Below are 25600 nucleotides of genomic sequence, written 5' to 3' on the forward strand. Positions count from 1 at the left end.
CCTGATGGTGTGTTTGTGACCGGGCCGATCCGGCTGCGGAGCAACGTCGAACTGCATCTGTCCGCCGGTGCGACGCTCCGGTTCCGGACCGACCCGGCGGCGTACCCGATCGTCCGCACCCGCTGGCAAGGCATCGAGTGCTTCAGCCACTCACCACTCATCTACGCGTACGACGAAGCAGACCTCGCGATCACCGGCACCGGCACCCTCGACGGTGGCGCGACCACGGACAACTGGTGGAGCAGCACCCGCCCACGCACCGACTGGGAACGTCTCCTCCGCATGGTCGAGGCCAACGTACCCGTCGAGGACCGCATCTTCGAACCCGGTCACGGCTTCCGCCCGAGCTTCATCCAGCCGCACACCTCCCGTCGCGTACGCATCGAAGACGTCCGCATCGTCAACGCCCCGATGTGGGTGGTGCACCCGGTGTTCTGCACCGACGTCCTCGTCCGCGGGATCACCGTCGACTCCCTCGGCCCGAACAACGACGGCTGCAACCCCGACTCCTGCGAGAACGTCGTCATCACCGGCTGCTCGTTCACCACCGGCGACGACTGCATCGCGGTCAAGTCCGGCCGCGACGCCGACGGCCGCCGCGTCGGCCGCCCGTCCCGCAACATCCTGATCGAAGACTGCCGCTTCACCGCCGGCCACGGCGCCCTGACCATCGGTAGCGAAGCCTCCGCCGGAGCATCCGGCATCCACGCCCGGGACCTCCACATCACCACGCCCGCGGGTGGATCGGGGGTCGACCACGCGTTGCGGATCAAGACCAACTCCTCGCGCGGTGGCGTGATCGAGCACGTCACCGTCGAGAACGTCGTCGTCGACGCGGTCACGACCTCCGCGATCCTGATCACCACCCGGCACGCGGAACCGGAACAGTTCGGCGGCCACGCGCCCGTCGTCCGCGACATCACCGTCACCAACCTCGCCGTACGCTCAGCGCCCCGAACCGTCGAGATCCACGACTCTCCCCAGGCACCGGTCGAATCCTTCACCCTGACCACCTCTGAAACTCCGTGAACAGCTCGACGCCGCCCAATTGACCCGGCTTCAGCAACACCTCCAGACCATGAACCCCCGGCACCGCCGAGGCAGCCCGACACAGATGCACGCCCGGCGAGATCGGCGTCGCACCTCCCGCAAGCTCGAGCGCCCTAACCTCAAGCTCCCGCAACACCTGCCCCGACGTATCCCCACCAGCAACCACAACCCGCCGCACGCCAACCCCCGCCGCCCTCCGAACAACCTCCGCCAACACCCCCGGCACCCACCCAAGCTCCTCCGGCGCCACCCCATTCGTGTGCACGACGACGCCCTCACCACCCGCCGAAAACGCGCCAACCACCCACTCCGCCACCTCGTCGTCGAGTGGTAGCACGGTCCAGCCGGCGAGGCGGGCATGTTCGATCTGCTCGGCCGTGCGCGGCGACTGACTGCCCGACACGACCAGCACCGGACCACCAGCACCCGACGTACCCGAGCCGACAACCTCACCCTCCGGCCGAAGCGCCAGCCCCAACGCCCGGGACAGCCCACCCGACCCAATCGCAAACCGCACCTCACCCGCGGACCCGTCCCGCAGAATCACACCCCCGAGCGTCCGCAGATCCTCATCCGTCAACGCATCCAGCACCACCGCACCAACCCCACCGGGCATGACAGCGCCGTTGGAATAGCTGGTCAGGTGAAGGGCACTCAGCGGGAGGGCGGTTTGGAGTGAGAGATGCCGGCGGAGGTCGGACTCATGCATAGGGGTGGAGGGGTGCGTGGACATGGTGGGTTGGCGATCGAGGCGATGGATGGTGCCGGCTTCGGCGGCGAAGTGGTGGCTGAAGACCGTGTAGCGACCGAGCTCCGGCTGCGCAATGAGAATCGGAACAACCGCCCGCCCGCAGACCTCACGCCCGATCTCCAGCGCGCGTCCGATACTTCCGCGGCTGGGAGAGGAGTCCGCGGTCGAACACACCTTGTACTGCAGCACCCGCGGCCCAAGCTCCCGCAGCGCTTCCAGCACCGGACGGACCTCGGCTTCCTGCTCGTCCGGCGGCAGCGACCGTGCGATCCCGGCGACCCCGATCACGTCGTACCGCCCGGCCAGCTCCCGCAACTCAGGTGCCGACGGCAACGTCACGAGCAACACAGCCCGTAACCCAACCCGCGCAAACTGCACCATCGCATCCGTCGACCCGGTGAAGTCGTCCCCGTAAAACGCCGCCTCAACCATGCTGACTCCCACTCACGCGCCGCCGGCGTACGGCGAGCCGAACTTGTCCAGGGCCTCTTGTAGGGCAGGGACTTGCGCAGCGGCCGCGTCCAGGGCTGTGCCTGAGGTTGCTGCGGACCAGGCGGCTCGCATCGCGGTCACGCCCGCGCCCGGCCCGCTCGGGTGGCCGTGGATGCCGCCGCCGGCGAGCACCAGGAGATCAGTGGTGTTGGTACGCCGGTAGGTCTCCGGCGCCAACCCAGGCGTCTGCCCGGACGACAACACCGGCAGCGTTTCGTAGCCTCCCAGCAGAGGCGTACGTACGGCGGCAATGGACCGAAGCACCTCCTCATCGGTCTCGTAGAACTTGTTGGACAGCCCGTTGGTATGCAGGTGATCCGCCCCGGCCAGGCGGGCGAGTTTGGACCAGGCGACGTAATCGATGCCGAGCTGCGGCGCACGGGTGTACACACCGGTCATCGCGCGATGACCGTGGATCGGGAGGGCGCAACGTTCCCGCAGCCAGGCGAGCGCGCTGAAGCCGACGAGGTTCACGCACACCATCACGCAGGTGCCGCCGGCGGCGTGGACCAGGTCGTGGTTGGCGGCCATCCGATCGAGGTCGTCGGTGATGTTGAACGCGTACATGGGGCGCCGGCCAGTGCGGGCGGCGGCCTTGTCCAACTCTTCGGTGACGACCGCGACCCGCTCGGCGAGTGGCGAATGCGGCGGATTGCCCATCAGCTCGTCGTCCTTGATGAAGTCGATCCCCGCCTCGGCGAGCTCGCGCACGACGAGCCGAAGGTCTTCAGGAGGCAACCCGATACTCGGTTTCACGATCGTGCCGAGCAGGACGCCGTCCGGCCGGTCGAGCAGCTCGCGAGTCCCGCGGACGCCGTACTGCGGACCGGGGTAGCGCTGGGCGAACGGCGCCGGGAGGTCGAGGTCGAGGAGCCGGATGCCGGCGAGCTGCCGCAGCTCGAACAAGTTGCCGGCCACCGCGGCCAGCAGGTTGGGTAACGACGGCCCGAAGTTGTCCAGACCGAAGGCGACCCGGACTCGCGCACTCCGCTTTCCCGCCTGTGGAGCAGTCCCGGCGCGACCCGCACCGTTGGGGCGAGTCGCGCCGGGGAGATCGGCGTTGCCGGTGGCTGGGATTTCTTCGACTGCGAGGACGCGAGCGGCGAACCGTTCGCGGAGCTCGGGGGTCTCCCGGGCGACGGCCGTGAAGGTGCCTGTCGACTGCTCACCGGCGATGGCTTCGGCGGCCTGCTCGAGCGGGAGGTACGTCTCGACCAGGTACGTCGCGACGACCTCGAAGGATGCTGTCATCGGAACTGACTCCTTTGCTCGGGTCCGACAAGTCTCCGCCAGTAAACCTCAAGAAAACAAGGCGGATCGGCCAGCCTGTGGATAGCCGGTTGACTTCGGGGTCGGAGGAGGCAAAGGTTTACCTCATGGCGACGATCCCTGCGACTCTGCTGCTCGAGGACCGGGCCGCGCTGGCGATGAACGCGGTGACCGGCCTGGCCGACGACGACCTGGACGGCATCCCGTTCTTCAGCGCGAACCTGCTGGCCCGTCCTGCCCGCATGGACCACGGCGACTGGGACTACGGCTCCAGTCACGGAAGGCTCACCGACGCGATCCTGCTGACCCGCCAGATGACCGGCGGCAAGGACTGGGACCCGCGCTGGGACACCATCGCCGACCGCTACCGGCAGCGGCTGTTCGCCCTGCTCGCCGACGACGGTCTCACCTACCGTCAGACGCATCCCAAGGGCCACTGGCTGCCGAATGCGAACCTGATCGACCAGCGCGCCACGCTGCTCGCGATGACGACCGCGGTGGTCGCCGCCGACGATCCGCAGGCCCAGCGCGCCGCGGACCGCCAGGTGGCCGCGCTGAAGCGGATCGCGATCAAGGAGCGCGACGTCTGGTTCTACCCGGCGTCGGAGTACACGGCAGCCGGCTGGCCGTCGTCGAACGCGATCGATCTGCACCTCGCGCCCGACCCGGCCTCGTTCTCCGGCCGCCTGATCATGCCGCTGCTGCGCTACCACCAGGCGACCGGTAACACCGACGCACTGGAGCTGTGCGAGTGGTTCGCCCGGCTGATCGTCGAGAAGAGCGGTGTCTTCAACGCCGACGGGAGCTTCAACCCGGCCCGTGCGTACCGCAGCGGTCACTTCCACACGCGAGTCGGGACGCTGGAGGGACTGGCCCGGCTGGCGCGGCATACCGGTGACCACGGACTGACCCAGTTCGTGCGCCGCAGCTACGACTGGGTCCTCGGCGAAGCGACCCGGTTCGGCTGGACGCCTGGTGACCTCGCCGATCAGCAGTACGAGCACGAGACCTGTTCACTCGTCGACCTCATCGGTCTGGGGACGACACTGGCCGGCAACGGACTCACGGAGTACTGGGCAGTCGTCGAGCGTTTCGTTCGCAACCACCTGGCCGCATCGCAACTGCAGGACGTTAGCTGGGTGGAGTCCGCACCGGACCGCTCACAGGACGAGCCCGGTTGGCGGACGTACGTCGACGTGGGGGAGCGCGTCCTGGGTGCCTTCTGCGGGTACGGCGCTCCGAACGACTACGTGTCCGACGTACCGCTGGGGCGTGGCCACACCAACGACGTCCAGGCGTGCTGTGTCGGCTCTGGCGTCCGTGGACTGTTCTGGGCGTGGAACAGCATCGTCACCGGTGACCACCGGGTGACGCGAGTCAACCTGCTGCTCACCCGCGGCCACCACGCGGTCGACGTCATCAGCCACTTGCCGGTCGAGGGCAAGGTGGAGCTGCACGTCAACGAGCCGATGGACGAGCTCCGCGTGCGCATCCCCGACTGGGCTGGGTACGCGCGGCTGAGGCTGCAGCGCGGTGACGACGAGTGGACCGGCGCCGAGCGGATCTGGGCGCCGGACGGTTACCTGTCGATTCCGAAGCCGCAGCCGGGGGAGCGCATCACGGTGACGTTCCCGATGGTCGAGCAGACCACGACAGAGCTTGCGGCCGGCAACGAGTTCCGGACCACCTGGCGCGGCGACGACGTGATCGCGATCGACCCGCCCGGCACGTCCCGCCCGATGTACGGCGACCGCCCGGAGCACGCCGGCGGCCTCCGCGAGTACGAGCTCCACCGACCCGAGACGGAGTGGTCCTGGTGAGAACTGAATGGGTGCTGCCCGAGCTGCCGAGTGCGGCAGAGCTGGCAGGGCTGACGGCGTACGACCTGCGTTGTGAGCACCGTGTCGATCCACTCGGGATCGGTACGGCGCGACCGCGGCTGAGCTGGCGGCTGGCGTCACCGACCCGTGGCGATCGGCAGGACGCGTTCCGGGTGCAGGTGCTGCGTGACGGCGTCCAGGTGTGGGACAGCGGGTGGCGGACTGAGCCGGACACGTACGTCGACCACGGTGGCGCTCCGCTGACGTCGCAGACCGACTACGTCTGGCAGCTCTCGGTGCGGGACGCGGCCGGTGAGGTGTCGTCGGCAGAGGCGATCTTCGCGACCGGTCTCTTCCACGAGGACGAGTGGGAAGCACACTGGATCGAGCACGACTACGAGACCGATCCGTACTTCGAGCCGCCCGTGGATCGCGCGGAGCCGCGGACGGTGCGGCAGGCAACCATCGCGCCCCCACGCCACTACCGGCGCTCGTTCGAGCTGACCCAGCCGGTCACCAGGGCGCGGGTCTATGTGACTGCGCACGGTCTCTACCAGTTCAGCGCCAACGGTCAGCGGATCGGCAACGACGAGCTGACCCCGGGCTGGACGGACTATCGCGAGCGCGTCGCCTACCAGACGTACGACGTGACCAACGTGCTGCACGAGGGCGAGAACGTGATCGGCGCCGTCCTCGGCGAGGGCTGGTGGTCCGGGTACGTCGGATGGGACACGCGAAGCCACGCGCACCACTACGGCAAGAAACCGCAGCTGCTCGCGCAACTCGTCGTCGATCACCCGGACGGCGCGCGGACCGTGGTCGCGACCGACGGCCGCTGGGTTGAGCGCGTCGGGCCGATCAGGTTCGCGGACCTGCTGATGGGCGAGTCGTACGACGCCAGGAACGAGCTCGGCGCGTGGTCCAGCCCGGGGTACGACGCCGGCGAGTGGGCGCCTGCTGGTGACCTCGGCGGTGACGTGTCGACGCTCATCGCGGCGACGACGGATCCGGTGCGGGTGACCGAGGATGTGCCGGCGACCGCGGTCACCGCGCTCGCACCAGGACGTTTCATCGTCGACCTCGGGCAGAACCTCGCGGGCCGTGTGCGGTTGCGGGTACGCGGCGCCCAGGCAGGGGACCGGATTCGGCTGCGGCACGGCGAGATGCTGCAGGCAGACGGCGAGTTGTACACGGCCAACCTCCGCACCGCCGACGCCACCGACTACTTCGTCAGCGCCGGCGCGGGCGAGGAGTTCTTCGAACCGATCTTCACCGTGCACGGCTTCCGGTACGTCGAGGTCGACGGCTACCCAGGTGAGCTGACCACGGCGGACGTCACCGGGCGGGCGCTGCATTCGGACACGCCGGTCGCGGGGCGGTTCGAGTGTTCGGACCCGGGCGTCAACCAGTTGCTCAGCAACATCCGGTGGGGGCAGCGCGGCAACTTCGTCAGCGTCCCGACGGACTGCCCGCAGCGCGACGAGCGGCTCGGGTGGACGGCGGACGCACAGATCTTCCTGCCCACCGCGGCGTACCAGGCGGACGTGCTGACGTTCTTCGAGAACTGGTTCGCGGATCTCGCGGTCGCTCAGACCGATGAAGGCGCCATCCCGGATGTGATTCCCCATGTCATCACCGGCCGGCACGGCACACCGGCCTGGGCGGATGCGGCGACGATCGTGCCGTGGACGCTGTACCGGATCTACGGCGACGAGCGTGTACTGCGGACCGCGTGGCCGGTGATGCGGCGCTGGGTCGACTACGTGCACCGCGCCAACCCTGACCTGATCTGGCGGAAGCGGACGAGCGGTCATTACGGCGACTGGCTGCAGGTCGGCGCGGTGACCGACCGGGATGTTCTCGCGACCGCCTACTTTGCGCGGAGCGTGGAGTTCACGGCGGCAGCCGCCCGGGTGCTCGGGCTGGCCGACGAAGCAGCGGCGTACGGCGAACTGCGGGACAAGATCGCGGTGGCGTTCGTGGCGGAGTTCGTCGATGCCGAGGGCAAGGTTCGCGGCGAGACCCAGACCGGGTACCTGCTGCCGTTGGCGTTCGGGTTGCTGCCGGAGCAGGCCGAGCAGGCGGCGGTGAAGCATCTGGTCGCGGATCTCGAGCTGCGCGGGCGATCGCTGACGACCGGATTCGCCGGAGTCGCGCTGCTGTGCCCGATCCTGACGAAGTACGGGTACGCCGACCTGGCGTACGACCTGCTGCACGACGACCGGTACCCGTCCTGGGGGTACTCGATCAAACACGGCGCGACGACGATCTGGGAGCGCTGGGACGGGTGGACCGAGGAGAACGGGTTCGGGCCGGTCGCCATGAACTCGTTCAACCACTACTCACTCGGGTCGGTCGGCGAATGGCTGTACGGCGATGTCGCCGGCATCAGCCAGTCACCCGAGTCCATCGGCTTCCGGGACCTCGTCATCAAACCCACCCCCGGCGGCCGCCTGCACTGGGCCGAGGCGTCGTACGACACCCCGACCGGCCGAGTCACCACCCGCTGGCAACAGTCCGACGGCACCCTGACCCTCGACGTCACCATCCCACCCGGCGCCCACGCCACCATCCACATCCCCACCACCAACCCCGAAGCCACCCAGGAATCCGGCCACTCCGTCACCGAGTCGGAGCACCTGACCGTCCTCAACTCCACCCCCAACACCACCACCTGCCGCGCACCCTCAGGCACCTACCACTTCACCACCCCCGCCTAAGGCGGGGGCGGGGAGGATCAGCGGCGGGGGCGGTGGGGTGGGCGGGCGGTTGAGGCGCGGATGACCAGTTCGCCTTGGACGTGGGTGGTGGCGGTGCTGACGCGGGGGGTGAAGCGTTCCCAGGCCTGGCGGCCTAGTTCGACGGTGGAGACGGCGTACGTCGTGAGGCCGGGGTCGGTGTGGGCGCTCATCGGGGCGTTGTCGATCCCGGCGACGGAGATGTCGCCGGGGACGGAGAGGCCGAGTTCGCGGAGACGGCTGAGGACGCCCACGGCGACGTGGTCGTTGAAGCAGATCATCGCGGTGGGCTTGTACGTCAGCGCCTCGTCCACCGCGTCCTGCCCGTCGACGAGCGTCGACCCGCACGGCACCCGGAAGATCGTCAGACCGGACGCCTCCGGCGAGCGGAACCCGCGTTGGCGTTGCTGATCGGACCACGCCGCGGTCGGGCCCTGGAGGTACGCGATCCGCTTGTGGCCGAGTGCCGCGAGGTGTTCGCAGAGCGCGCGGACGCCGAGGTGGTAGTCGACCACGACCGAGCCGACCGCGTGGTGCCGCAGTACCCGGTTGATCAGGACGAGCCGGCGCGCGGCCTCGGCGACCTCGCGCAGACGGGGCGTACTCATCCGCGGCGCGCACAGCAGCAGCCCATCGACCCAGCGAGCGAGCTCGATCGCGGATCGGTACTCCTGCTCCGGGTCCTCCTCGGTGCCGGCGACCAGCGTGTGATGGTCGGTCGCGGTGGCTTCGGCGGCGACACCCTTGAGGATCTCGGCGAAGTACGGGTTGCCGAGGTCCGGTACGACGACGCCGACCGTCCGGCTGCTGCCGCGCAACAGGGTCTGGGCGGCCGGGTTCGGCCGGTAGCCGACGTCCTGGGCCGCGACGCGGACGCGGTCGGCGACCTCCGGCGACACCGGCTTGCCGCCGCTCAGTACCCGCGACACGGTCGCCGTCGACACCTCGGCCAGCCGCGCCACGTCATGGATCGTGGCCCGGGCGGCGCGGTCGGGAACAGCCTCAGAAGATCGGTACCGTCTCACCGGCCCATTGGACCATGACCACGGCACAGATCGCTGCCGGCAGAGTGATGTAAACCTTTTCCTGATTTGCCCCACCGAACTCTTGACGGCTCCCGACCTGCCTGCGAATGTAGCCAGGAAAAGGATTACCCGCCCACCGCCCCGGGCTTTCTGTTGCGGCGGTCCGCGCGAGGAGACCGCCGTGCGCAATCGCCTGTTGAGCCTGCTTCTGGTCGTGCTCGCGGGAGCAACCCTGCTCACCCTCTCGGCCGGTACGGCGACGGCCGCGAACCCGGCGACGTACGGACCGTTCGACCCGCGGATCGAGCTCGACGGGCACTGGGGCCGTGACGACGACGTCGCGATCACCGTGAACTCGGGCTCGTCGGTCCGCCTGCGGTTCACCGGCTCGCATCTCGGCGTGCTGCTCGACACCGCGTCGATCACCGTCCCAGCGCAGCTGTACGTCGCGATCGACGGCCAGGCGCCGGTGCTGCACAAGGCGGACGCGGACCACAAGGTGTTCGCGGACGACCTCGATCCGACGGTCGCGCACACCGCGGAGATCGTGGTCAAGGACGTCGACGAGTACGTGAACCGCTGGAACGTCCCGCTGCAGACCGGCGTCGTGCTGGAGAAGATCGAGCTCGCCCCGGACGCCAAACTGATCCCGCTGCCGACGACCGCGGAGCACCGCATCGAGTTCTACGGCGACTCGATCACGCAGGGCGTGATGGCGCTGTGTGCCGAGCTCGGGACCGACTGCGCGGACGGCACCAAGGCGTACCCGCACCTGGTCGGGGCGGCGTTCGGCGCCGACACCAACCAGGTCGGCTTCGGCAAGCAGGGCATCATTCAGCCCGGTCACGGCAACGTCGGTACGGCGTCCGAGTCGTTCGGCTGGAACCTCGCCGGCTTCCCGGCCGCACCGTTCGACCCGGGCGCGGTCGTGGTCAACTTCGGGACGAACGACGCGGCGTCGCCGAGCGCCGAGTTCACCCCGGCGTACCTGGCCTACCTGCGGAAGATCCGCGCCGCCGACCCGCAGACGCTGATCGTTGCCCTGCGCCCCTTCAACGGCACGCACGCCGACGACATCAAGGCGGCGGTCGCGGCCGCGAAGGACCGTCGCATCGTGTACGTCGACACGACGGGCTGGCTCGGACCGGACGACTTCAACGGCAGTACGCACCCGAACGTCCAAGGTCACCAGGTCGCCGCGACCAAACTCACCGCAGTGCTCAAACGTCTGACCGGCTGGGCCACCGGCCCCAGCGGTACGCCGAAACTCGCGCCGCTGGGCCTCGAGGACGCGACCTGCTCGGACACACCGCTCAGCCTCACGTACCAAGGCCCGGTCCGCCTCGGCGTCACCGGCAAACTCACCATCCACGCGGCGAACGGCGAGGTCGTCGACACGATCAGCCTGGCGGACCTCACGTCGTACCACCGGACTGTCGGCGACGCCCGCACGGACTACGGCGAGCTGCACACGTGGACCTACCAGGCGGTCGTGGTCGACGGGCGGACCGTGAAGATCTACCCGCACCAGCGGCTCAAACCCGGCCAGGTGTACTACGTCACGGTCGATCCCGGGTTCGTGCAAGGCGATCCGGGCATCACGAAGGCCGACGGCTGGCGGATCCGCACGCGCCAGGACCCGCAGAGCGACGGCGAGTTGACCGTAGGACGCGGCCGGGATTTCTGCACGGTGCAGGCGGCGATCGACTTCGTCGGCGAGGGACACCAGGCGACGATCGACGTCGCGCCCGGTCTCTACCGCGAGCTCGTCTGGGTGCCGCCGACCAAGCCCGGTCTCACGATCCGCGGTGCGGGCGCCGGCAGGACCGTGATCGGGTACCCGAACAACAACCTGCTCAACGGCGACTCCGCGATGGGCAGTGTCCCGGTCGAGCAGTCGTACTGCCAGCGCCGCGTGATCCCGCAGTCGGATCGGTTCAACTGCTGGCGGTCCGCGATGGGCGTGTTCGCCGACGACTTCACGATGACGGACGTGACCGTGCAGAACCTCACGCCGTACCGCGGGTCGCAGGCCGAGGCATTCTTCGGCAACGGGAACCGGATCGTGCTGGCGCGGGTTCGCATCCTCGGGTACCAGGACAGCCTTCGCCTGCAAGGACAGGCGTTCGTGACGAACAGCTACGTCGAGGGTGACGTGGACTTCGTCTGGGGGACCGGCGGCGTGTTCATGCAGGACTCGGAGCTGAAGGCGCTGCACGAGGGCTACTACAACCAGGTCCGCAACATCGACAACGGGCCGGGCAACATCTTCGTGCGGGTGCGGCTGACCCGCGCGCCGGAGGTGGCCGACGACAGCGTGTTCCTGGCGCGCGCGGAGCTCAGCCGGTTCCCGACCAGCCAGGCCGTCTTCATCGACTCCGCGATGGACAGCCACGTGAAGAAAACCGGCTGGCAGATCACCAGCCCCAACGACTGCGCGGCCGCCGGCCAGATCCGGTTCTGGGAGTACCACAGCACCGACCTGGCCGGTCAGCCGCTCGACACCAGCACACGACTGGCGTGCTCCCGGCAGCTCGGCGACGACGAGGCGGCGCAGCTGCGCGACCCGGCGTTCGTGTTCGGCGGCTGGCACCCGGTTGTTCCCCGCCTCGAAAGGTGATCCATCATGAAGAACGTCAACCGTCGGGCCATTCTCGGAGGTGCTCTCGCCGTGACTGCCGGCAGTGCAACCGGCTGGCCGCTCACCGCGGCCGCGACCGAGGTCCCCGCAGGCGGTGTGCGGCCGCATCCGGCGCCGCGGCCCGTTGCGCCGGTGAACGCTGAGATCGCAGCTGCCCACGCGGCGACGTACAAGACGCTGCCGCAGGTCGTCGTCGGGGTGGACGTCGAGGAGCTGATGAAGATCCACACCGCGGCGGACGCCGACGCACTGCGTCCACAGCTCGTCGCACAGGTGTGGAAGGACACCGGCGTGCTGCCGACCGGCCTGCCCACGGTGACGCGCGACATCGGTGTGCCGGCCGCGCTGCCGGAGTTCACCGGCGTACGGCGCTACGACCAGCTCGACGTGGCGATGCCGTTCGGGTACGTCGCCACGGTGTTCGTACTCGAGCCGACGCAAAGCACGCACCGGCGCGTCGCGTTCTACCACAACGGGCACGGTGAGGGTCTGGACACGATGCAGCGGGTTGCACAGGGCCTGCTCGACCACGGGTACACCGTGCTGCTGTTCGCCATGCCCTTCTACCACTGGAACCCGAAGACGCTGCAGGACCCGGCCGACCCCACCAAGCAGCTGCAGCCGTCACACAACGACCTGCCGCAGTGGGCCTCGGACACGTACTCGCCGCTCGCGCTGTTCCTGACACCACTGGCCGTGGCGATGAACTACGTGCAGGCGACGTACCGTCCGTCGTCGGTGCAGATGATCGGGCTGTCCGGTGGCGGCTGGGCGACGAGTGTGTACCCGGCGCTGGACACGCGGATCACCCGGTCGTACCCGACCGCCGGCTCGCTGCCGTTCTTCGTCCGGCCGGGGTCGCCGAAGCCGAGCCCGACGCGCGGCGACTGGGAGCAGCGGCTGGACATGCAGCCCGGGTTCTACGGGCTGGCCGACTTCCCGGACTTCTACGCGCTCGCGTCCGTCGGGCGGAACCGGCGGCAGATCCAGATCCTCAACCGGTTCGACGAGTGCTGCTTCAACGGTGTGGGGCACCGTTCGTACGAGGCGGCGGTGCGGCAGCGGATCGCCGTGATCGGGACCGATGCGGTGAGCAACGAGTCGAACGGTCACTGGGAGCTGCTGGAGGACGCGACCCACGGCGACCACACGATCAGCCCCTACGCGCTGTCGGTGATCCTGTGGGACCTGGACACCCACTGCGCGCACCTGCCCTAGTGTCCTGAGTCGAAACGTCGCGATATAAGTCCAGGCCCGAAGCCCTCCATCATGGCCGGCCGGCAGCACGTTCCCCAGCACGACCAGCGCCGACAGCATCTTTGTGCACCCACCAACCAAATCCCGGGCGGTTTCGTGGTCGAGCCGTGCACAAAGAAGCGCCGCGCCGCGCCGCGACGGGGCTTTGGGGAGGTTTACCCTCCCGAAGTGGGCCCGAAGTGGGCTGTAGAGCTCCCCGGTTCGGTCCACGGACCTACCCAAACCGGTTTGGGGAGGTTGCCTGTTCGTCTTTGTGCACGGCTCGACCAGAAACCGGCCGGAAAAATGGTTGGTGGGTGCACAAAGATGCCGTCGGCGCTGGCTGCGCTGGATGAGGTGCCGCGGGCCGGCCGTGATGGAGGTCTTCGGGCCTGGACTTAGTTCACGAACTTCGGGCGCAGGACACTAGCGGATCTGGTGCACGTCCTTCACCGGGCGTCCGTTGACGGTGACGTTGTCGAAGGTTAGTGCTGCGTGCTGGACGGTGCTTGGCTGGTCGACGGTGAAAGCGCAGTCGACCAGCCGGAAGTCCTCGATCCGGGAGTTCCGGTAGCCGCGGAGCAGGAGCGCGTTCCGCGCGTGCTCGACCTTCACGCCGCGCAGTTCGACGTTCCGGACGGTCGGCGTGAGCGGGCCGGCCTCTCCCTCACCGCGATGGAAGTTGCACTGGACAACTTCCTTCAGGACGTCGGAGACCGTGATGTCGCGCAGGTAGACGTTCTCCACGAAACCGCCCCGCACCGCATTGGTCTTGATGTACAAGGCGAAGTACGGTCCGCCGATCCGGCAGTTGCGGACGTACACGTTGCGGATACCGCCGGTCAGGTCCGAGCCGAGCGTGATCGCGCCGTACTTGACCCGCAGCTCGCAGTCCTCGATCAGCACGTCCTCGGTCGGTACGTCGACCCGCAGGCCGTCCGCCTCGCGCCCGGACTTGAGCGCGATGCAGTCGTCGCCGGCGTCGATGACACAGCCGGAGACGACGACCGAGCGGCACGACTCGAGGTCGATGCCGTCGTTGTTCGGTCCCTGCGAGTCGATGACCAGGTCCCGGATCGTCACGTTGCGGCACAGCACCGGGTGGATCTGCCAGAACGGTGAACGGACGACGGTGACGCCCTCGATCAGCACGTTGGTGCAGTTGTACGGCTGCACGAAGCTGGATCGCAGCCGGCTGCCCCGCAGCCGGTCCGCGAGCGGCACGCCGTACCAGCTCTGTTCGCGCAGTGTCGTGAACTCCTCGTCGCACTCGTGGAACCACTGCCACCAGGTGTCCCACGAGCCTTGCCCGTCGAGCGTCCCGGTGCCGGTGATCGCGATGTCGGTGCAGCCGTTCGCGTAGATCATCGGCGCGTGATTCAGGACGTCGAGACCTTCGTAGCGCGTCTCGACGAGCGGGAGGTAGTCGGCCGGGTCGGTGCTGAACAGGAGTGTGGCGCCCTCGCTGACGTGCAGCTCGACGGACGACAGCAGACGGATCCCGGTGGTGCGCCAGCGCCCGGGCGGTACGACGACACGCCCGCCGCCGGCCTGTTGGCACGCCTGGATGGCAGCCGCGATACCGGGACCGGCGTCGTCCTCGACCGCGCCGTACGAGGTGATCGGGAAGTCGACGGCAGGAAAGGCCGGCGGCCGGACGCCGGCCAGAATGCGGTCGGCGTCCGGCCAGCCTGCCGGGAGAGTGGTGTCCGGAGCGGTCACGTGAGCTGGGCCGGGTCCGTGATGAGCTGACCGTTGACGTGGAAGTTCTGGAAGGTCAGCTCGGTGTCCTGGATCGAACTCGCGGCGTCGATGCTGGTGTACGTGCAGTCGATCAGCCGGAAGTCCTGGATCGGCGACCGCGGGTACCCGAAGATCGAGAACGCGTTCCGGGCATGGCCGACGTTCACGTTGCGCAGCTCGACGTTCCGCACCCGCGGTGTCAGCGGGCCGACATCGCCCTCGCTGCGGTAGAAGTTGCAGGACACGACTTCCTTGGTGAGGTTCGAGATGTCGAGGTCGCGCAGGTAGATGTTCTCGGCGAAGCCGCCGCGGACCGAGTTCGTCTTGATGTAGAGGCCGAAGTACAGGTTCGGGCTGCCGATCGTGCAGTTGCGGACGAACACGTTCCGGACGCCGCCGGTCATCTCGCTGCCGATCGTGATCGCGCCGTACCGGATGTTCAGCGTGCAGTTCTCGATCAGGATGTTCTCCGACGGCACGTTGATCCGCAGGCCGTCGGCGCCCTTACCGGACTTGATCGCGATGCAGTCGTCACCGCAGTTCAGCGTGCAGTCGTGGATGTGGACGTACTGCGAACTCTCCGGGTTGACGCCGTCGTTGTTCGGGCCGCGACTGTCGATGGTGAGGCCGCGCACGGTGATGTTGCGCGACAGCACCGGGTGCACCTCCCAGAACGGCGACCGGAGAATGGTGACTCCCTCGATCAGCACGTTGCGGCAGGACTGGGTCTCGATGAACGCGGCGCGCAGGTGGTGGCCGTCGCCGAACACGCGGTCCGCGACCGGTACGCCGTCCGCCGCCATCTGCTGCAGCGCCTGGGCGTCGGGGCCGGACGGGGTGACCCAGGACCACCAGTTGTCCCAGGTCGCGCCGCCGTCGAGGGTGCCGGTGCCGGTGACGGCGATGTTCTCGCAGTCGCGGGCGTAGATGAGCGGCGAGTAGTTCATGCACTCCTGACCCTCGAAGCGGGTCAGCACGACCGGGAGGTACTGCGCGGGGTCGGTGCTGAAGAGCAGCGTCGCGCCGTCGGAGACGTGCAGGTTGACGTTGGACTTCAGGTGGATCGCGCCGGTCAGGAAGGTGCCTGCCGGTACGACGACCCGCCCGCCGCCGGCCCGGTGACAGGCGTCGATCGCCTTCGCGATCGCATCCGTCGCGAGGGTCGCACCGTCGGCCACCGCCCCAAAGGTCGTGATCGAGAAGTCGCGAGCACGAAACCGCGGCGGGACCGTCCTGCGCAGGATCTCGCCCGCCTGCGCCCAGCCGGGACCGGGGTCCAGTGGACTTGCTTGCGCAACAGTTGGAACGAGAGAAGACGCGAGCGTGGTGCCTGCCGTCAGTTTGAGGAAGTTCTTGCGCGTGAGCATGGAGGCTCCTTCAGTTGTCGACGCGGGTGCCGTTGATCCAGACCTGGTTCAGGCGCAGGCCTTCGACGTTCTCGATCACGTTGTCCTCGGTGATCGCGTCGAAGCGGCACTGGTGCAGGTGGATGTCGCGCAGCGGGTCGTCGGTGAGGCCGAGCAGGTTGAGGGCGCGCGGCGCGGACGCGACGGTGAGCTGACTGATCGTGATGCCGTGCACGTCCGGCGGATACGCCCCGGTCGTCACATTCGCGTAGTTGAGCACGATCTCGATCGCCGAGTCGGCGGCCTGCCCGACCGTCACCCGGCGTACGTCGATGTTCGTGATCGTCCCGCCGCGGTCCGGGTTGCTCTTGATCCGGATCGCCCGCTCGAGATGCGGGCTGCTCATCCGGCAGTCGCGGACGAAGATGTCCATCACACCGCCGCTGGTCTCGCTGCCCGCGGTCACGCCGCCGTTCCCGTCGGCCATCTCGCAGTTCCGCACGACGGCGTACCGGGCCGGCACGTTCACCCGCCGCCCGTCGGCGTCCTTGCCGGACTTGAACGCGATGCAGTCGTCACCGGTGGAGATCGTGCAGTTCTCGATCAGTACGTCGGTACACGACTCCGCGTCGATACCGTCGTTGTTCGGCCCGTCCGGGCTGTCGACGGTGACGCCGCGGATCGTGACGTTGCGGCAGAGCACCGGGTGGATGTTCCACATCGGCGAGTCCTTGACCGTGATGCCGTCGAGCAGCACGTTCTCGCAGCGGTTGAACTGCAGCAGGTTCGGCCGCAGGGTGTGACCCGCGCCGAAGACCCGCTGCTCGACCGGAACGCCCGCCGCGGCCATCTGGATCAGCAGCGTCTTGTCCGGTCCCTCGTTCGGCGGCGGCCCTCCGGTCCAATCCCACCAGTGCGTCGCGTCGGCGCGCCCGTCGAGCACGCCCTGACCGGTGACCGCGATGTCGCGCTGACCGTACGCGTAGACGAAGGCGGAGTAGTTGTAGCACTCCGTTCCCTCGTAGCGCGTCGCGACGACTGGGAGGTACGCCGCGGGGTCCTGACTGAACGCCAGCCGCGCTCCGGCCGCCAGGTGCAGGTCGACGCGACTGAGCAGATGGACGGCGCCGGTCCGGTAGTCACCCGCCGGTACGACGACGTGTCCGCCGCCGCGCCGGTGACAGGTCTCGATCGCCGCGCGGAGCGCCGCCGTGCAGTCGGTCGCGTCGTCGCCGACGGCGCCGAAGTCGGTCACGTCGTACCAGCGATCCGGGAACCGCGGCGGGCGGATCCTGCGCAGGATCGCGGCGACTTGCGCGTCCGGTGCGTTTCCGGCGGCGGCCGGGGCGGTACCGCCGCCAAGCAGGGATCCACCGGTGAGAGCAGCCCCACCGGCGAGCAGGACAGTACGGCGACTTACTGGGGCGGTCATCCGCGGCTCCTTGCGTGCAAACGATTGCAACCGATCGTGCCTGTCTCGGGTGAGGCTGTCAACGGGTGGCTGTGGACAACGGACTTGACCGGCCTGAAATCTCTTGGATACTTGCGGGCAAAGCTTTACCTCATCCGTCCCTGAGGAAGGTTGGAACCATGCGCCCCACTCGTCGTCAGATGCTCGGTGTCACCCTCGGAGGAGTGGTTGCTGCAGGCATCGGCTTGCCCGCGGCCGCCGCCGATCAGGAAGCCCTCATCAGATCGCGGATCCGCCCGCCGCGGTTCCGGGACGCCTGGTTCCCGATCACGGCGTACGGCGCGACACCCGACGACGCGACAGCGGGGATCGCGGCGGCCGTCTCGGCCTGTCATCACGCCGGCGGCGGGCATGTCGTCGTACCGCCCGGAGTGTGGCAGACCGGTGCGATCAACCTGCTGAGTCACGTCGACCTGCACCTGGAAGAAGGTGCGACGCTCCGGTTCAGCACCGACCCCGCGGCGTACCTGCCGGTCGTGCGGACGCGCTGGCAGAGCGTCGAGGTGTACAACTACTCGTCGCTGATCCGCGCCGAGGGGCAGACCGACATCGGCATCACCGGCAAGGGCGTCCTCGACGGCGCCGGTGACAACGAGCACTGGTGGTACCTGATCGGCAGCGGTCAGTACGGCTGGCATACCGGCCTGCCGAACCAGCGCGCCGACTGGGGCGAGCTCGAGCGGATGAACAACGAGCAGGTCCCGGTCGAGCAGCGGGTCTTCGGCGCCGGGCATTACCTCCGTCCGAGCTTCATCCAGCCGTTCCGCTGCCAGAACGTGCTGATCGAGGGCGTGACCGTCAAGGACTCGCCGATGTGGACGATCCACCCGCTCGAGTGCCGCAACGTGACCGTCCGGGGCGTCACGGTCAGCAACCTGGGCCCGAACGGCGACGGCTGCAACCCGGAGTCCTGCACCGACGTGCTGATCCGCGACTGCACGTTCGCGACCCACGACGACTGCATCGCGATCAAGTCCGGCCGGGACGCCGACGGCCGCCGGCTCGGGCTGCCGTCGCGCGGGATCATCGTGGAGGACTGCACGTTCCTCAGCGGTGGCGCCGCGGTGGCTGTCGGTAGCGAGATGAGCGGCGGCGTCGAGGACGTGTTCGTCCGCCGGCTGTTCGCGCCGGCCGATCCGGCGGCGGACGAGGCGTACCTGCAATGGCTGCTCTGCGTGAAGTCCACCTCGACCCGCGGCGGCTACGTGCACAATGTCGATGTCCGCGACGTGGATTCGCGGGCCTGGATGTATCGTCCTTTGGAGGTTACTTTCAGCTACCAGGGAGGTGGCGACCAGTCGTTGTTCCCGGACGTTCGCGGCATCCGCTTCGACCGGGTCCGGGTGGCCCGCGCCGAGCGGGCGTACCGCATCGTGGGAGCGGAGACGAAGCACATCACCTCGGTGGCGATCACCGACAGCCGGTTCGACGAGGTCGCGGCGGAAGCTGTCGTACAGTACGCCGACGATGTGACGATCCGGAATGTGCGGATCGGCCAGACGTAGTGGGCCAGAGGTAAGGATCGACAGGGCTGAGGGGAAGACAGTGGCGGAACGGGTTCGGTTGATCGACGTGGCACGCGAGGCCGGCACCTCGGTCTCCACGGTGTCGCGGGCGCTGAACGGTTCGGACCTGATCTCGCCCGAGGTGGTCGCGCACGTGCGCGCGGTGGCCGGCCAGCTGGGATACCGCGCCGACAAGCGAGCGCAGGAGTTCAAGCTCGGCCGTCCGCTGACGGTCGGCGTGACGGTGCCCGACCTGACGAACCCGTTCTTCTCCGAGGTCCTGAAGGGCCTCAACGCCTCCGCGCGCGCCGGTGGGTACCGGCTGCTGATCGGCGAGAGCAGCGAGGACCCGGCCGAGGAGCTGCGCCTCGTCGACGAGCTTGTCGACTACTCCGGCGCGCTCGTGCTGTGCAGTTCGCGACTCACCCGCGCCGGCCTGGAGAAGGCGCTGGCGCAGCCGGTCCCCGTGGTCTGCATCAACCGCACCGTGAAGAACGCCGGCGTGGTCGCGATCGACTACCGCGCTGCCTCGCGACTGCTGCTCGAGCATCTCACCGGTCTCGGCCATCGCCGGGTGCTGTACGTCGGCGGTCCGGCAACGTCCTGGTCCGACGGCGAGCGGCGCCGGACGTTGCGTCGTACGGCGCGGGCGCTTGATGTGACGTTGGACGAGATCGACGGGGGTTGGTCCGGCAACCACGGGTACGACGCCGGTCCGACCGTGCTGCACAGCCGGGCGACGGCGGTGATCACGTTCAACGACCTGGTCGGGATCGGCTTGCTGAGCTGGATGTACGACAACGGCGTCGAGGTGCCGTCCGAGCTGTCGGTCGCGTCGTACGACGACATTCCGATCGCGGCGTACTCGCGTCCGCCGTTGACCTCGCTGCGCAACGAGCGGGCCAAGCTGGGCGAGCTGGCGTGGGAGCAGCTGACCAAACGGCTCGGCGGCGCCGACTGGCCCGCGCCGGACCTGCTCACCCCGGAGCTCGTCGTGCGCGCCAGCACCGGACCGGCTCGTCGGCGGGCTCGCATTCGCTGAAATCCCTGTGTGCAAACGATTGCATGGGTGAGGGTGCGTCAGCTAGCGTTGACGCATGCTGCCGCCACATGTCGTGCTGGGGACGGCCTACTACCCGGAGTACCTGCCGCGCTCGCTCGGTGATCGGGTCCCGACCGACTTGGATCTGATGGTTGCGGCCGGCATCACCGCGATCCGTGTCGGTGAGTCGGTCTGGTCGACCTGGGAACCACGGGACGGCGTCTTCGACCTCGAATGGATCCGCCCGGTCCTCGACGGCGCCCACGACCGCGGGATCAGCGTCATCCTCGGCACGCCGACGTACGCCGTACCGCCATGGCTGCAACGCGCGCACCCGGAGATCGCGGCCGAGAGACAGACCGGCGTACCGGTGCCGTGGGGGATCCGGCAGGAGATCGACTACGGGCAGCCCGCGTTCCTGTTCCACGCGGACCGGGTGGTGCGGCGGATCGTGGAGCGGTATCGCGACCATCCGGCGGTGATTGGGTACCAGGTCGACAACGAGCCCGGTGTGTTGCTGGCCCACAATACGTCCGCGTTCTCGGAGTTCGTGGCGCGACTGCGGCGGACGTACGGCGATGTCGAGGCGCTGAACGAGGCGTGGGGATTGACGTACTGGTCGCATCGGCTGAGCGACTGGTCCGACCTGTGGCGACCGGACGGGAACAGTACGCCGTCGTACGACCTGGCCTGGCGTCGGTTCCAGGCGGCGCGGACGTCCGAGTTCATCGGGTGGCAAGCCTCGTTGCTGCGGGGGTTGCGGCGGCCGGGGCAGTTCGTGACGACTTGTCTCGCGTACGACCGGCCGGCGGTGGCCGACGTACCGCTGACGGCGCAGCTGGACGTTGCGGCGGGCAACATTTATGTCGACGTACAGGACGGGTTGGCGCGGCCTCCGCGGCCTTCGCTGTTGGAGCCGGGGTGGATCGGGCGGAGTGTGTCCGAGCTGTTCCTGGCCGCGGATCGGATCTACGGGTCGCGCGGGGAGCCGTTCCTGGTGACCGAGACGAACGCGACGGCGATCGGCGGTTCGCACCAGAACAAGCCGCCGTACGATGGGCAGCTTCGGCAGCTCGCGTGGGCGATGGTGTCGCGCGGTGCGCGGATGGTCGAGTACTGGCACTGGCATTCGATCCATCACGGGGCGGAGACGTTCTGGGGCGGGATTCTCGGGCACGATCTGGAGCCGGGCCGGGTCTACCGCGAGGTCGCGGCGATCGGCGCCGAGTTGGCTGAGGCCGGTTCGTCGGTGGTCGATCTGACGCCTGATGTGGACGTCGCTGTGCTGTGGTCTCAGGAGTGCGACTGGGCGATGCAGTGCCAGCCGCCGCTGGCGACGCCGGGTGGTATACCGGACAAGGCGTCGTACCGGACGATCGTGGAGGCCTTCTACTCGGGGATTCTGGATGCCGGGTTGCGCCCTGGGGTCGTTCCGGTCGAGCGGCTCGAGGCCGCGTTGTCGGCTCCGGTACTTGTTGCTGCGGGGCTTTACGTCGCGTCGGACGCGGTGCTGGATCAGTTGGTCGCGTATGCGCGGGACGGTGGGCATCTGATCGTCGGGCCGCGGACCGGGTACGCGGATCCGGAGGCCCGGCCGCGTGCCGAGGTCGCACCGCCGCGGTTGCGGGAGGCGGCCGGTTTGGCATACCAGGAGTTCGAGAACCTCGATTCCACGATGCCGGTACGCGGGCTGGACGGGCATGCGACGCGATGGGCGGAGACGTTGCTCGTCGACGATGCCGACGTACTGGCGTCGTACGAGCATCCGACCGGGCGCCGGCCGATCGTCACCAGCAAGCGGTTCGGCGCGGGGCGGGTGACGTACGTCGGGACGGTGCCGGATCGTGCTCTGGCCGCGGCACTGTTCGGGGAATCGCGAGTGTGGGCGCCGTCGGTGACCGCGATGTCTGCGGTGAATGCGGCGGGGGAGCGCTTGTGGTTCGTCCACAACTGGTCCGGGACGGCGGTGGCCGTCGAGCCGCCGATCGCTGGTGTGCCGGCGCGAATCGAGTTGGGTCCGTGGGATGTTCGGGTGCTCAAGGAGGCGCAGTGAGGTACTTCGAGGATCTGACGCCGAGCACCGGGGCGCGGGAGCCGCGGGCGTGGCTGCGATCGTCACGGCCGCGGATCAGTCTGAACGGGCGCTGGAGCTTCAAGCTCTGGGACAGTGCGCCGGATGGTATGCCAAAAGTCGAGGCGGACTGGGGCGAGCTCACCGTTCCCGGGCACTGGGTGCTCCAGGGTCACGACCGGCCGCGGTATACCAACACCGCGTTCCCGTTCCCGATCGATCCGCCGTACGCGCCGGACGCGAACCCGACAGGCGATCACGTCCGGACGTTCGAGCTCGCGGACTTTCCGCTCGACGGCGCGGTACTGCGGTTCGAGGGCGTCGACTCCTGCTTCAAGGTCTGGGTGAACGGCACCGAGGCCGGGACCGCCAAGGGGAGCCGGCTGCCGAGCGAGTTCACGGTCGGCCACCTGCTACGGCCGGGCCGGAACACGCTGGCCGTGCGGGTCCATCAGTGGTCGTCCGGTTCGTACCTCGAGGACCAGGACATGTGGTGGCTGCCGGGCATCTTCCGGGACGTGACCCTGCTCGCGCGCCCGTTGATCGACGACGTGTTCGTCCACGCGTCGTACGACCATGTGACGGGCGCCGGGACACTGCGGGTCGACGTCTTGGCTTTGTCTGACGCGGTTGTGCGGGTGCCGGAGCTCGGGCTGGTCGTCGAGCCCGGTGTGCCGGTGACGATCAGTGGGGTCGAGCCGTGGTCGGCTGAACTGCCGCGGCTGTACGACGCGACCGTCGAGGTGCCGGGGGAGACGGTCGAGCTGCGCATCGGGTTCCGGACCGTGGCGATGGTCGACGGGCTGTTCACCGCGAACGGGCGGCCGTTGTTCTTCCGCGGCGTGAACCGGCACGAACACGACGAGCGGCGCGGCCGGGCTCTCTCGGTCGAGGCGATGCGGCAGGACCTCGTACTGATGAAGCAGCACAACATCAACGCCGTACGGACCGCGCACTATCCGCCACATCCCGCGTTCCTCGACCTGTGCGACGAACTGGGCCTGTGGGTCATCGACGAGTGCGACATCGAGACCCACGGCTTCATCTACACCGACTGGCGCGGCAACCCCGCCGACGACCCGGACTGGGCGCCGATGATGCTCGACCGGATGCGGCGGATGGTCGAACGCGACAAGAACCATCCGAGCGTCGTGATCTGGTCCCTCGCCAACGAGAGCCACCGCGGCCGGAACTTCGGCGACCTGGCCGCCTGGACGCGACAGCGGGATCCCGACCGCGCGGTGTTCTACGAGCGGGACCGGACGTACGAGTTCTCGGACTTCTACAGCCTGATGTACCCGCCGCTGGAGGACCTCGAGGCGATCGGGACGCGCACCGAGGACGTACCGGAGGAGACCGCGGAACATCCCGCGCTCGAGGCAAGGCGGCGGGCGCTGCCGTTCATCCTCGCCGAGTACGCGCATGCCATGGGCAACGGTCCCGGCGGGCTGGCCGACTACCAGCGCATCCTGGAGCACTACCCGCGCCTGCAGGGCGGCTTCCTCTGGGAATGGATCGATCACGGCCTACTGTTGCCCGGAGCAACAGACCACGTCTACGGCGGCGACTTCGGCGAACGCCTCCACGGCACCAACTTCTGCATCGACGGCCTACTCTTCCCCGACCGAACCCCGTCCCCCGGCCTCACCGAATACAAAAAGGTCCTGGAACCAGTACGCATCACCGGCCCCAACCCCCTCACCATCCACAACCACCGAACCCACACAGACACCACCGACCTCCAATTCCACTGGACCGTCGAGGAGGACGGGGTAGAACAAGCCACCGGCCACCTCCCGCTCCCAGCTATCCCCCCAGGCCAATCCGCGACCGTCCCACTCCCATCCGCTTCGCCTTCTCATCGGGAGCGGGTACTGACCGTGCGCGCGGTACTGGCGAAGGATGAACCGTGGGCAACCGCGGGACATGAGATCGCCTGGGCTCAGTTCGTGCTGGAACAGCCCGCCTCGGCACCTGCTCCCGCGGCAGCTCCCGTGGTGGAGAGCGGGCAGGTCCTGAAGCTCGGTGGAGGCGAGTTCGACCGTACAACCGGCCGACTGACGCGACTGTTCGGACAGGTGGTTGACGGACCTGAGCTGGACCTCTGGCGTGCCCCCACCGACAACGACAACGGCCAGGGCGGCCGCAACGGCGTCACCCAGGAGTGGCGCGCCGCCGGCCTGGACCGACTCCTCCACCGAGTCGAAACCGTAGACGTCCACGACAACGAACTCGTCGTACGCACCCGAGTCGCCCCCGAAGGCCTAGGCGTCAGCGCGCACACGACGTACCGCTGGACCGCCAACGACGACACCCTCCAGCTAACCGTCGACGTACAGCCAGAGGGCGAGTGGTCCGGCACAGCGGTAACGCCACGCTGCAGCAGCTGGCCCCGCGTCGGCGTACGGCTGACGCTCCCGTCTGCGCTAGAGAACGTGCAGTGGTACGGCGGCGGCCCCGGCGAGGCGTACGCCGACAGCCGCGAGGCCGCCCGAGTGGGCCGCTACGCACTCACCGTCGACGAGCTACAGACGCCCTACGTCGTACCGCAGGAGAACGGCTCCCGCATCGACGTACGCTGGGCCGAACTAACCGATGCCGACGGCAACGGCCTCCGAGTCAGCGGCACCCCGCTTTTCCAGCTGACCGCCCGCCGCTGGACCACCGAAGACCTCGAACGCGCCCGCCACCGCTCGGACCTCACCGCCCACGACCACATCTACCTGAACCTCGACCTGGCCCAGAACGGCCTCGGCTCAGCCTCCTGCGGCCCACCCGCCACCAACCAACACACCCTCGAAGTAGCGCCCTACACATTCACCCTGAGATTCCACCCACACAGCTGAGAACTGTACGAACGTCGTCTTTGTGCACGGCTCAACCATGAAACCGGCCGAAGAATGGTTGGTGAGAGCACAAAGCTGCCGCTGGCGCCGGCCTACGGGTTCAAGTGGGAAGTGAGGCGGTGGATGTAGGGAGCTCGTTGGTCGGGGGTTGCGGGGGTTTCGAGGTGGCGGGTGTTGTAGAGGTTGTCGTTGGGATAGCGGGGGAAGACGTGGACGTGGTAGTGCCAGGCGTCTTGGTAGCCGGCGGGTTCGTTGTGCTGGCGGGTGGAGATGCCTTCGCAGTTGTAGGTGCTGCGGATGGCGATCGCGACCTCGCGTACGACGTCGTGGACGGCGTGCCCGGCCGCGGGTGGTAGGTCGTAGAGGTTCTCGTGGTGATCGGTGGGGACGACCAGGACGTGGCCCTGGTTGTTGGGCCACCAGCGGGAGGCTACGAAGGCGAGTGCGTGCTCACGGCGCAGCACGATGTCGTGCTGCGCCGTGAGGTGGTCCTCGCCGCCGGCGGCCAGTCGGCAGAACGGGCAGTCGTAGCCGTCGGGTGCATGGTTGAACAT

16 protein-coding genes are annotated in these 25600 nt (G+C 68.5%); 9 read left to right on the forward strand and 7 right to left on the reverse strand.

Translation table 11 applies throughout. The features are described 5' to 3' along the window. The first annotated feature begins 15 nt into the window (after positions 1 to 15). Positions 16 to 1029 (forward strand): glycoside hydrolase family 28 protein, encoded by a 1014-nt coding sequence (locus E0H92_RS44335; protein ID WP_165550089.1) that lies wholly within the window; start codon positions 16 to 18, stop codon positions 1027 to 1029. Here E0H92_RS44335 and E0H92_RS28985 read toward each other — a convergent pair. Continuing rightward, positions 1001 to 2233: a four-carbon acid sugar kinase family protein gene (locus tag E0H92_RS28985; protein ID WP_131498500.1), complete on the reverse strand. Its 1233-nt coding sequence runs from the start codon at positions 2231 to 2233 to the stop codon at positions 1001 to 1003. The genes E0H92_RS44335 and E0H92_RS28985 overlap by 29 nt on opposite strands. Before the next feature lie 12 nt (positions 2234 to 2245). Then, positions 2246 to 3544, reverse strand: a complete 1299-nt coding sequence (locus E0H92_RS28990) for a RuBisCO large subunit C-terminal-like domain-containing protein (protein WP_131498501.1) — start codon at positions 3542 to 3544, stop codon at positions 2246 to 2248. 125 nt (positions 3545 to 3669) lie between these two features. Between E0H92_RS28990 and E0H92_RS28995 the strand changes: the two genes are divergently transcribed. Both E0H92_RS28995 and E0H92_RS29000 read left to right on the forward strand, forming a co-directional pair. After that, entirely contained in the window at positions 3670 to 5382 is a 1713-nt protein-coding gene (locus E0H92_RS28995; RefSeq protein WP_131498502.1) for a glycoside hydrolase family protein, read from the forward strand. Further along, the gene (locus E0H92_RS29000; RefSeq protein ID WP_165550090.1) at positions 5379 to 8102 is read left to right on the forward strand and encodes an alpha-L-rhamnosidase; all 2724 of its coding nucleotides are present in this window, start codon (positions 5379 to 5381) and stop codon (positions 8100 to 8102) included. Before E0H92_RS28995 ends, E0H92_RS29000 begins: the two co-directional genes overlap by 4 nt. A gap of 17 nt (positions 8103 to 8119) precedes the next feature. On the opposite strand, the gene E0H92_RS44340 is transcribed toward E0H92_RS29000, so the two are convergent. Continuing rightward, positions 8120 to 9145 (reverse strand): LacI family DNA-binding transcriptional regulator, encoded by a 1026-nt coding sequence (locus tag E0H92_RS44340; RefSeq protein WP_165550091.1) that lies wholly within the window; start codon positions 9143 to 9145, stop codon positions 8120 to 8122. 181 nt (positions 9146 to 9326) lie between these two features. Between E0H92_RS44340 and E0H92_RS29010 the strand changes: the two genes are divergently transcribed. After that, positions 9327 to 11765 (forward strand): pectinesterase family protein, encoded by a 2439-nt coding sequence (locus tag E0H92_RS29010; protein ID WP_165550092.1) that lies wholly within the window; start codon positions 9327 to 9329, stop codon positions 11763 to 11765. 6 nt (positions 11766 to 11771) lie between these two features. Continuing rightward, positions 11772 to 13004 (forward strand): hypothetical protein, encoded by a 1233-nt coding sequence (locus E0H92_RS29015; protein ID WP_131498506.1) that lies wholly within the window; start codon positions 11772 to 11774, stop codon positions 13002 to 13004. A gap of 444 nt (positions 13005 to 13448) precedes the next feature. Here the strand turns inward: E0H92_RS29015 and E0H92_RS29020 are convergent, their stop codons facing one another. From E0H92_RS29020 to E0H92_RS29030, 3 genes are read right to left on the reverse strand one after another with little or no spacing between them, the layout of a single operon-like run. Then, complete coding sequence (locus E0H92_RS29020; RefSeq protein WP_131498507.1) at positions 13449 to 14744, reverse strand: glycoside hydrolase family 28 protein; 1296 nt, start codon at positions 14742 to 14744, stop codon at positions 13449 to 13451. Beyond that, on the reverse strand, positions 14741 to 16132 hold the full coding sequence (locus E0H92_RS29025; protein ID WP_131498508.1) for a glycoside hydrolase family 28 protein: 1392 nt from the start codon (positions 16130 to 16132) through the stop codon (positions 14741 to 14743). The genes E0H92_RS29020 and E0H92_RS29025 overlap by 4 nt, the downstream gene beginning before the upstream one ends. Before the next feature lie 10 nt (positions 16133 to 16142). Continuing rightward, on the reverse strand, positions 16143 to 17543 hold the full coding sequence (locus E0H92_RS29030) for a glycoside hydrolase family 28 protein (protein WP_131463488.1): 1401 nt from the start codon (positions 17541 to 17543) through the stop codon (positions 16143 to 16145). A 158-nt stretch (positions 17544 to 17701) separates the two neighbouring features. On the opposite strand from E0H92_RS29030, the gene E0H92_RS29035 reads away from it, so the two are divergent. The 4 genes from E0H92_RS29035 to E0H92_RS29050 are packed head-to-tail and all read left to right on the forward strand — an operon-like array spanning position 17702 to position 25046. Next, positions 17702 to 19087, forward strand: coding sequence for a glycoside hydrolase family 28 protein (locus E0H92_RS29035; protein WP_131463489.1), 1386 nt, complete (start codon positions 17702 to 17704; stop codon positions 19085 to 19087). Positions 19088 to 19127: 40 nt separating this feature from the next. Next, positions 19128 to 20129 (forward strand): LacI family DNA-binding transcriptional regulator, encoded by a 1002-nt coding sequence (locus E0H92_RS29040; RefSeq protein WP_131291325.1) that lies wholly within the window; start codon positions 19128 to 19130, stop codon positions 20127 to 20129. 55 nt (positions 20130 to 20184) lie between these two features. Further along, positions 20185 to 22182, forward strand: a complete 1998-nt coding sequence (locus E0H92_RS29045; protein ID WP_131498509.1) for a beta-galactosidase — start codon at positions 20185 to 20187, stop codon at positions 22180 to 22182. Next, positions 22179 to 25046, forward strand: a complete 2868-nt coding sequence (locus E0H92_RS29050; protein ID WP_131498510.1) for a glycoside hydrolase family 2 TIM barrel-domain containing protein — start codon at positions 22179 to 22181, stop codon at positions 25044 to 25046. The genes E0H92_RS29045 and E0H92_RS29050 overlap by 4 nt, the downstream gene beginning before the upstream one ends. A gap of 92 nt (positions 25047 to 25138) precedes the next feature. On the opposite strand, the gene E0H92_RS29055 is transcribed toward E0H92_RS29050, so the two are convergent. Beyond that, entirely contained in the window at positions 25139 to 25600 is a 462-nt protein-coding gene (locus E0H92_RS29055; RefSeq protein ID WP_131498511.1) for an HIT family protein, read from the reverse strand.

Origin of the sequence: Kribbella speibonae (assembly GCF_004331375.1) — a bacterium.
In the GTDB taxonomy this organism is placed as follows: domain Bacteria; phylum Actinomycetota; class Actinomycetes; order Propionibacteriales; family Kribbellaceae; genus Kribbella; species Kribbella sindirgiensis.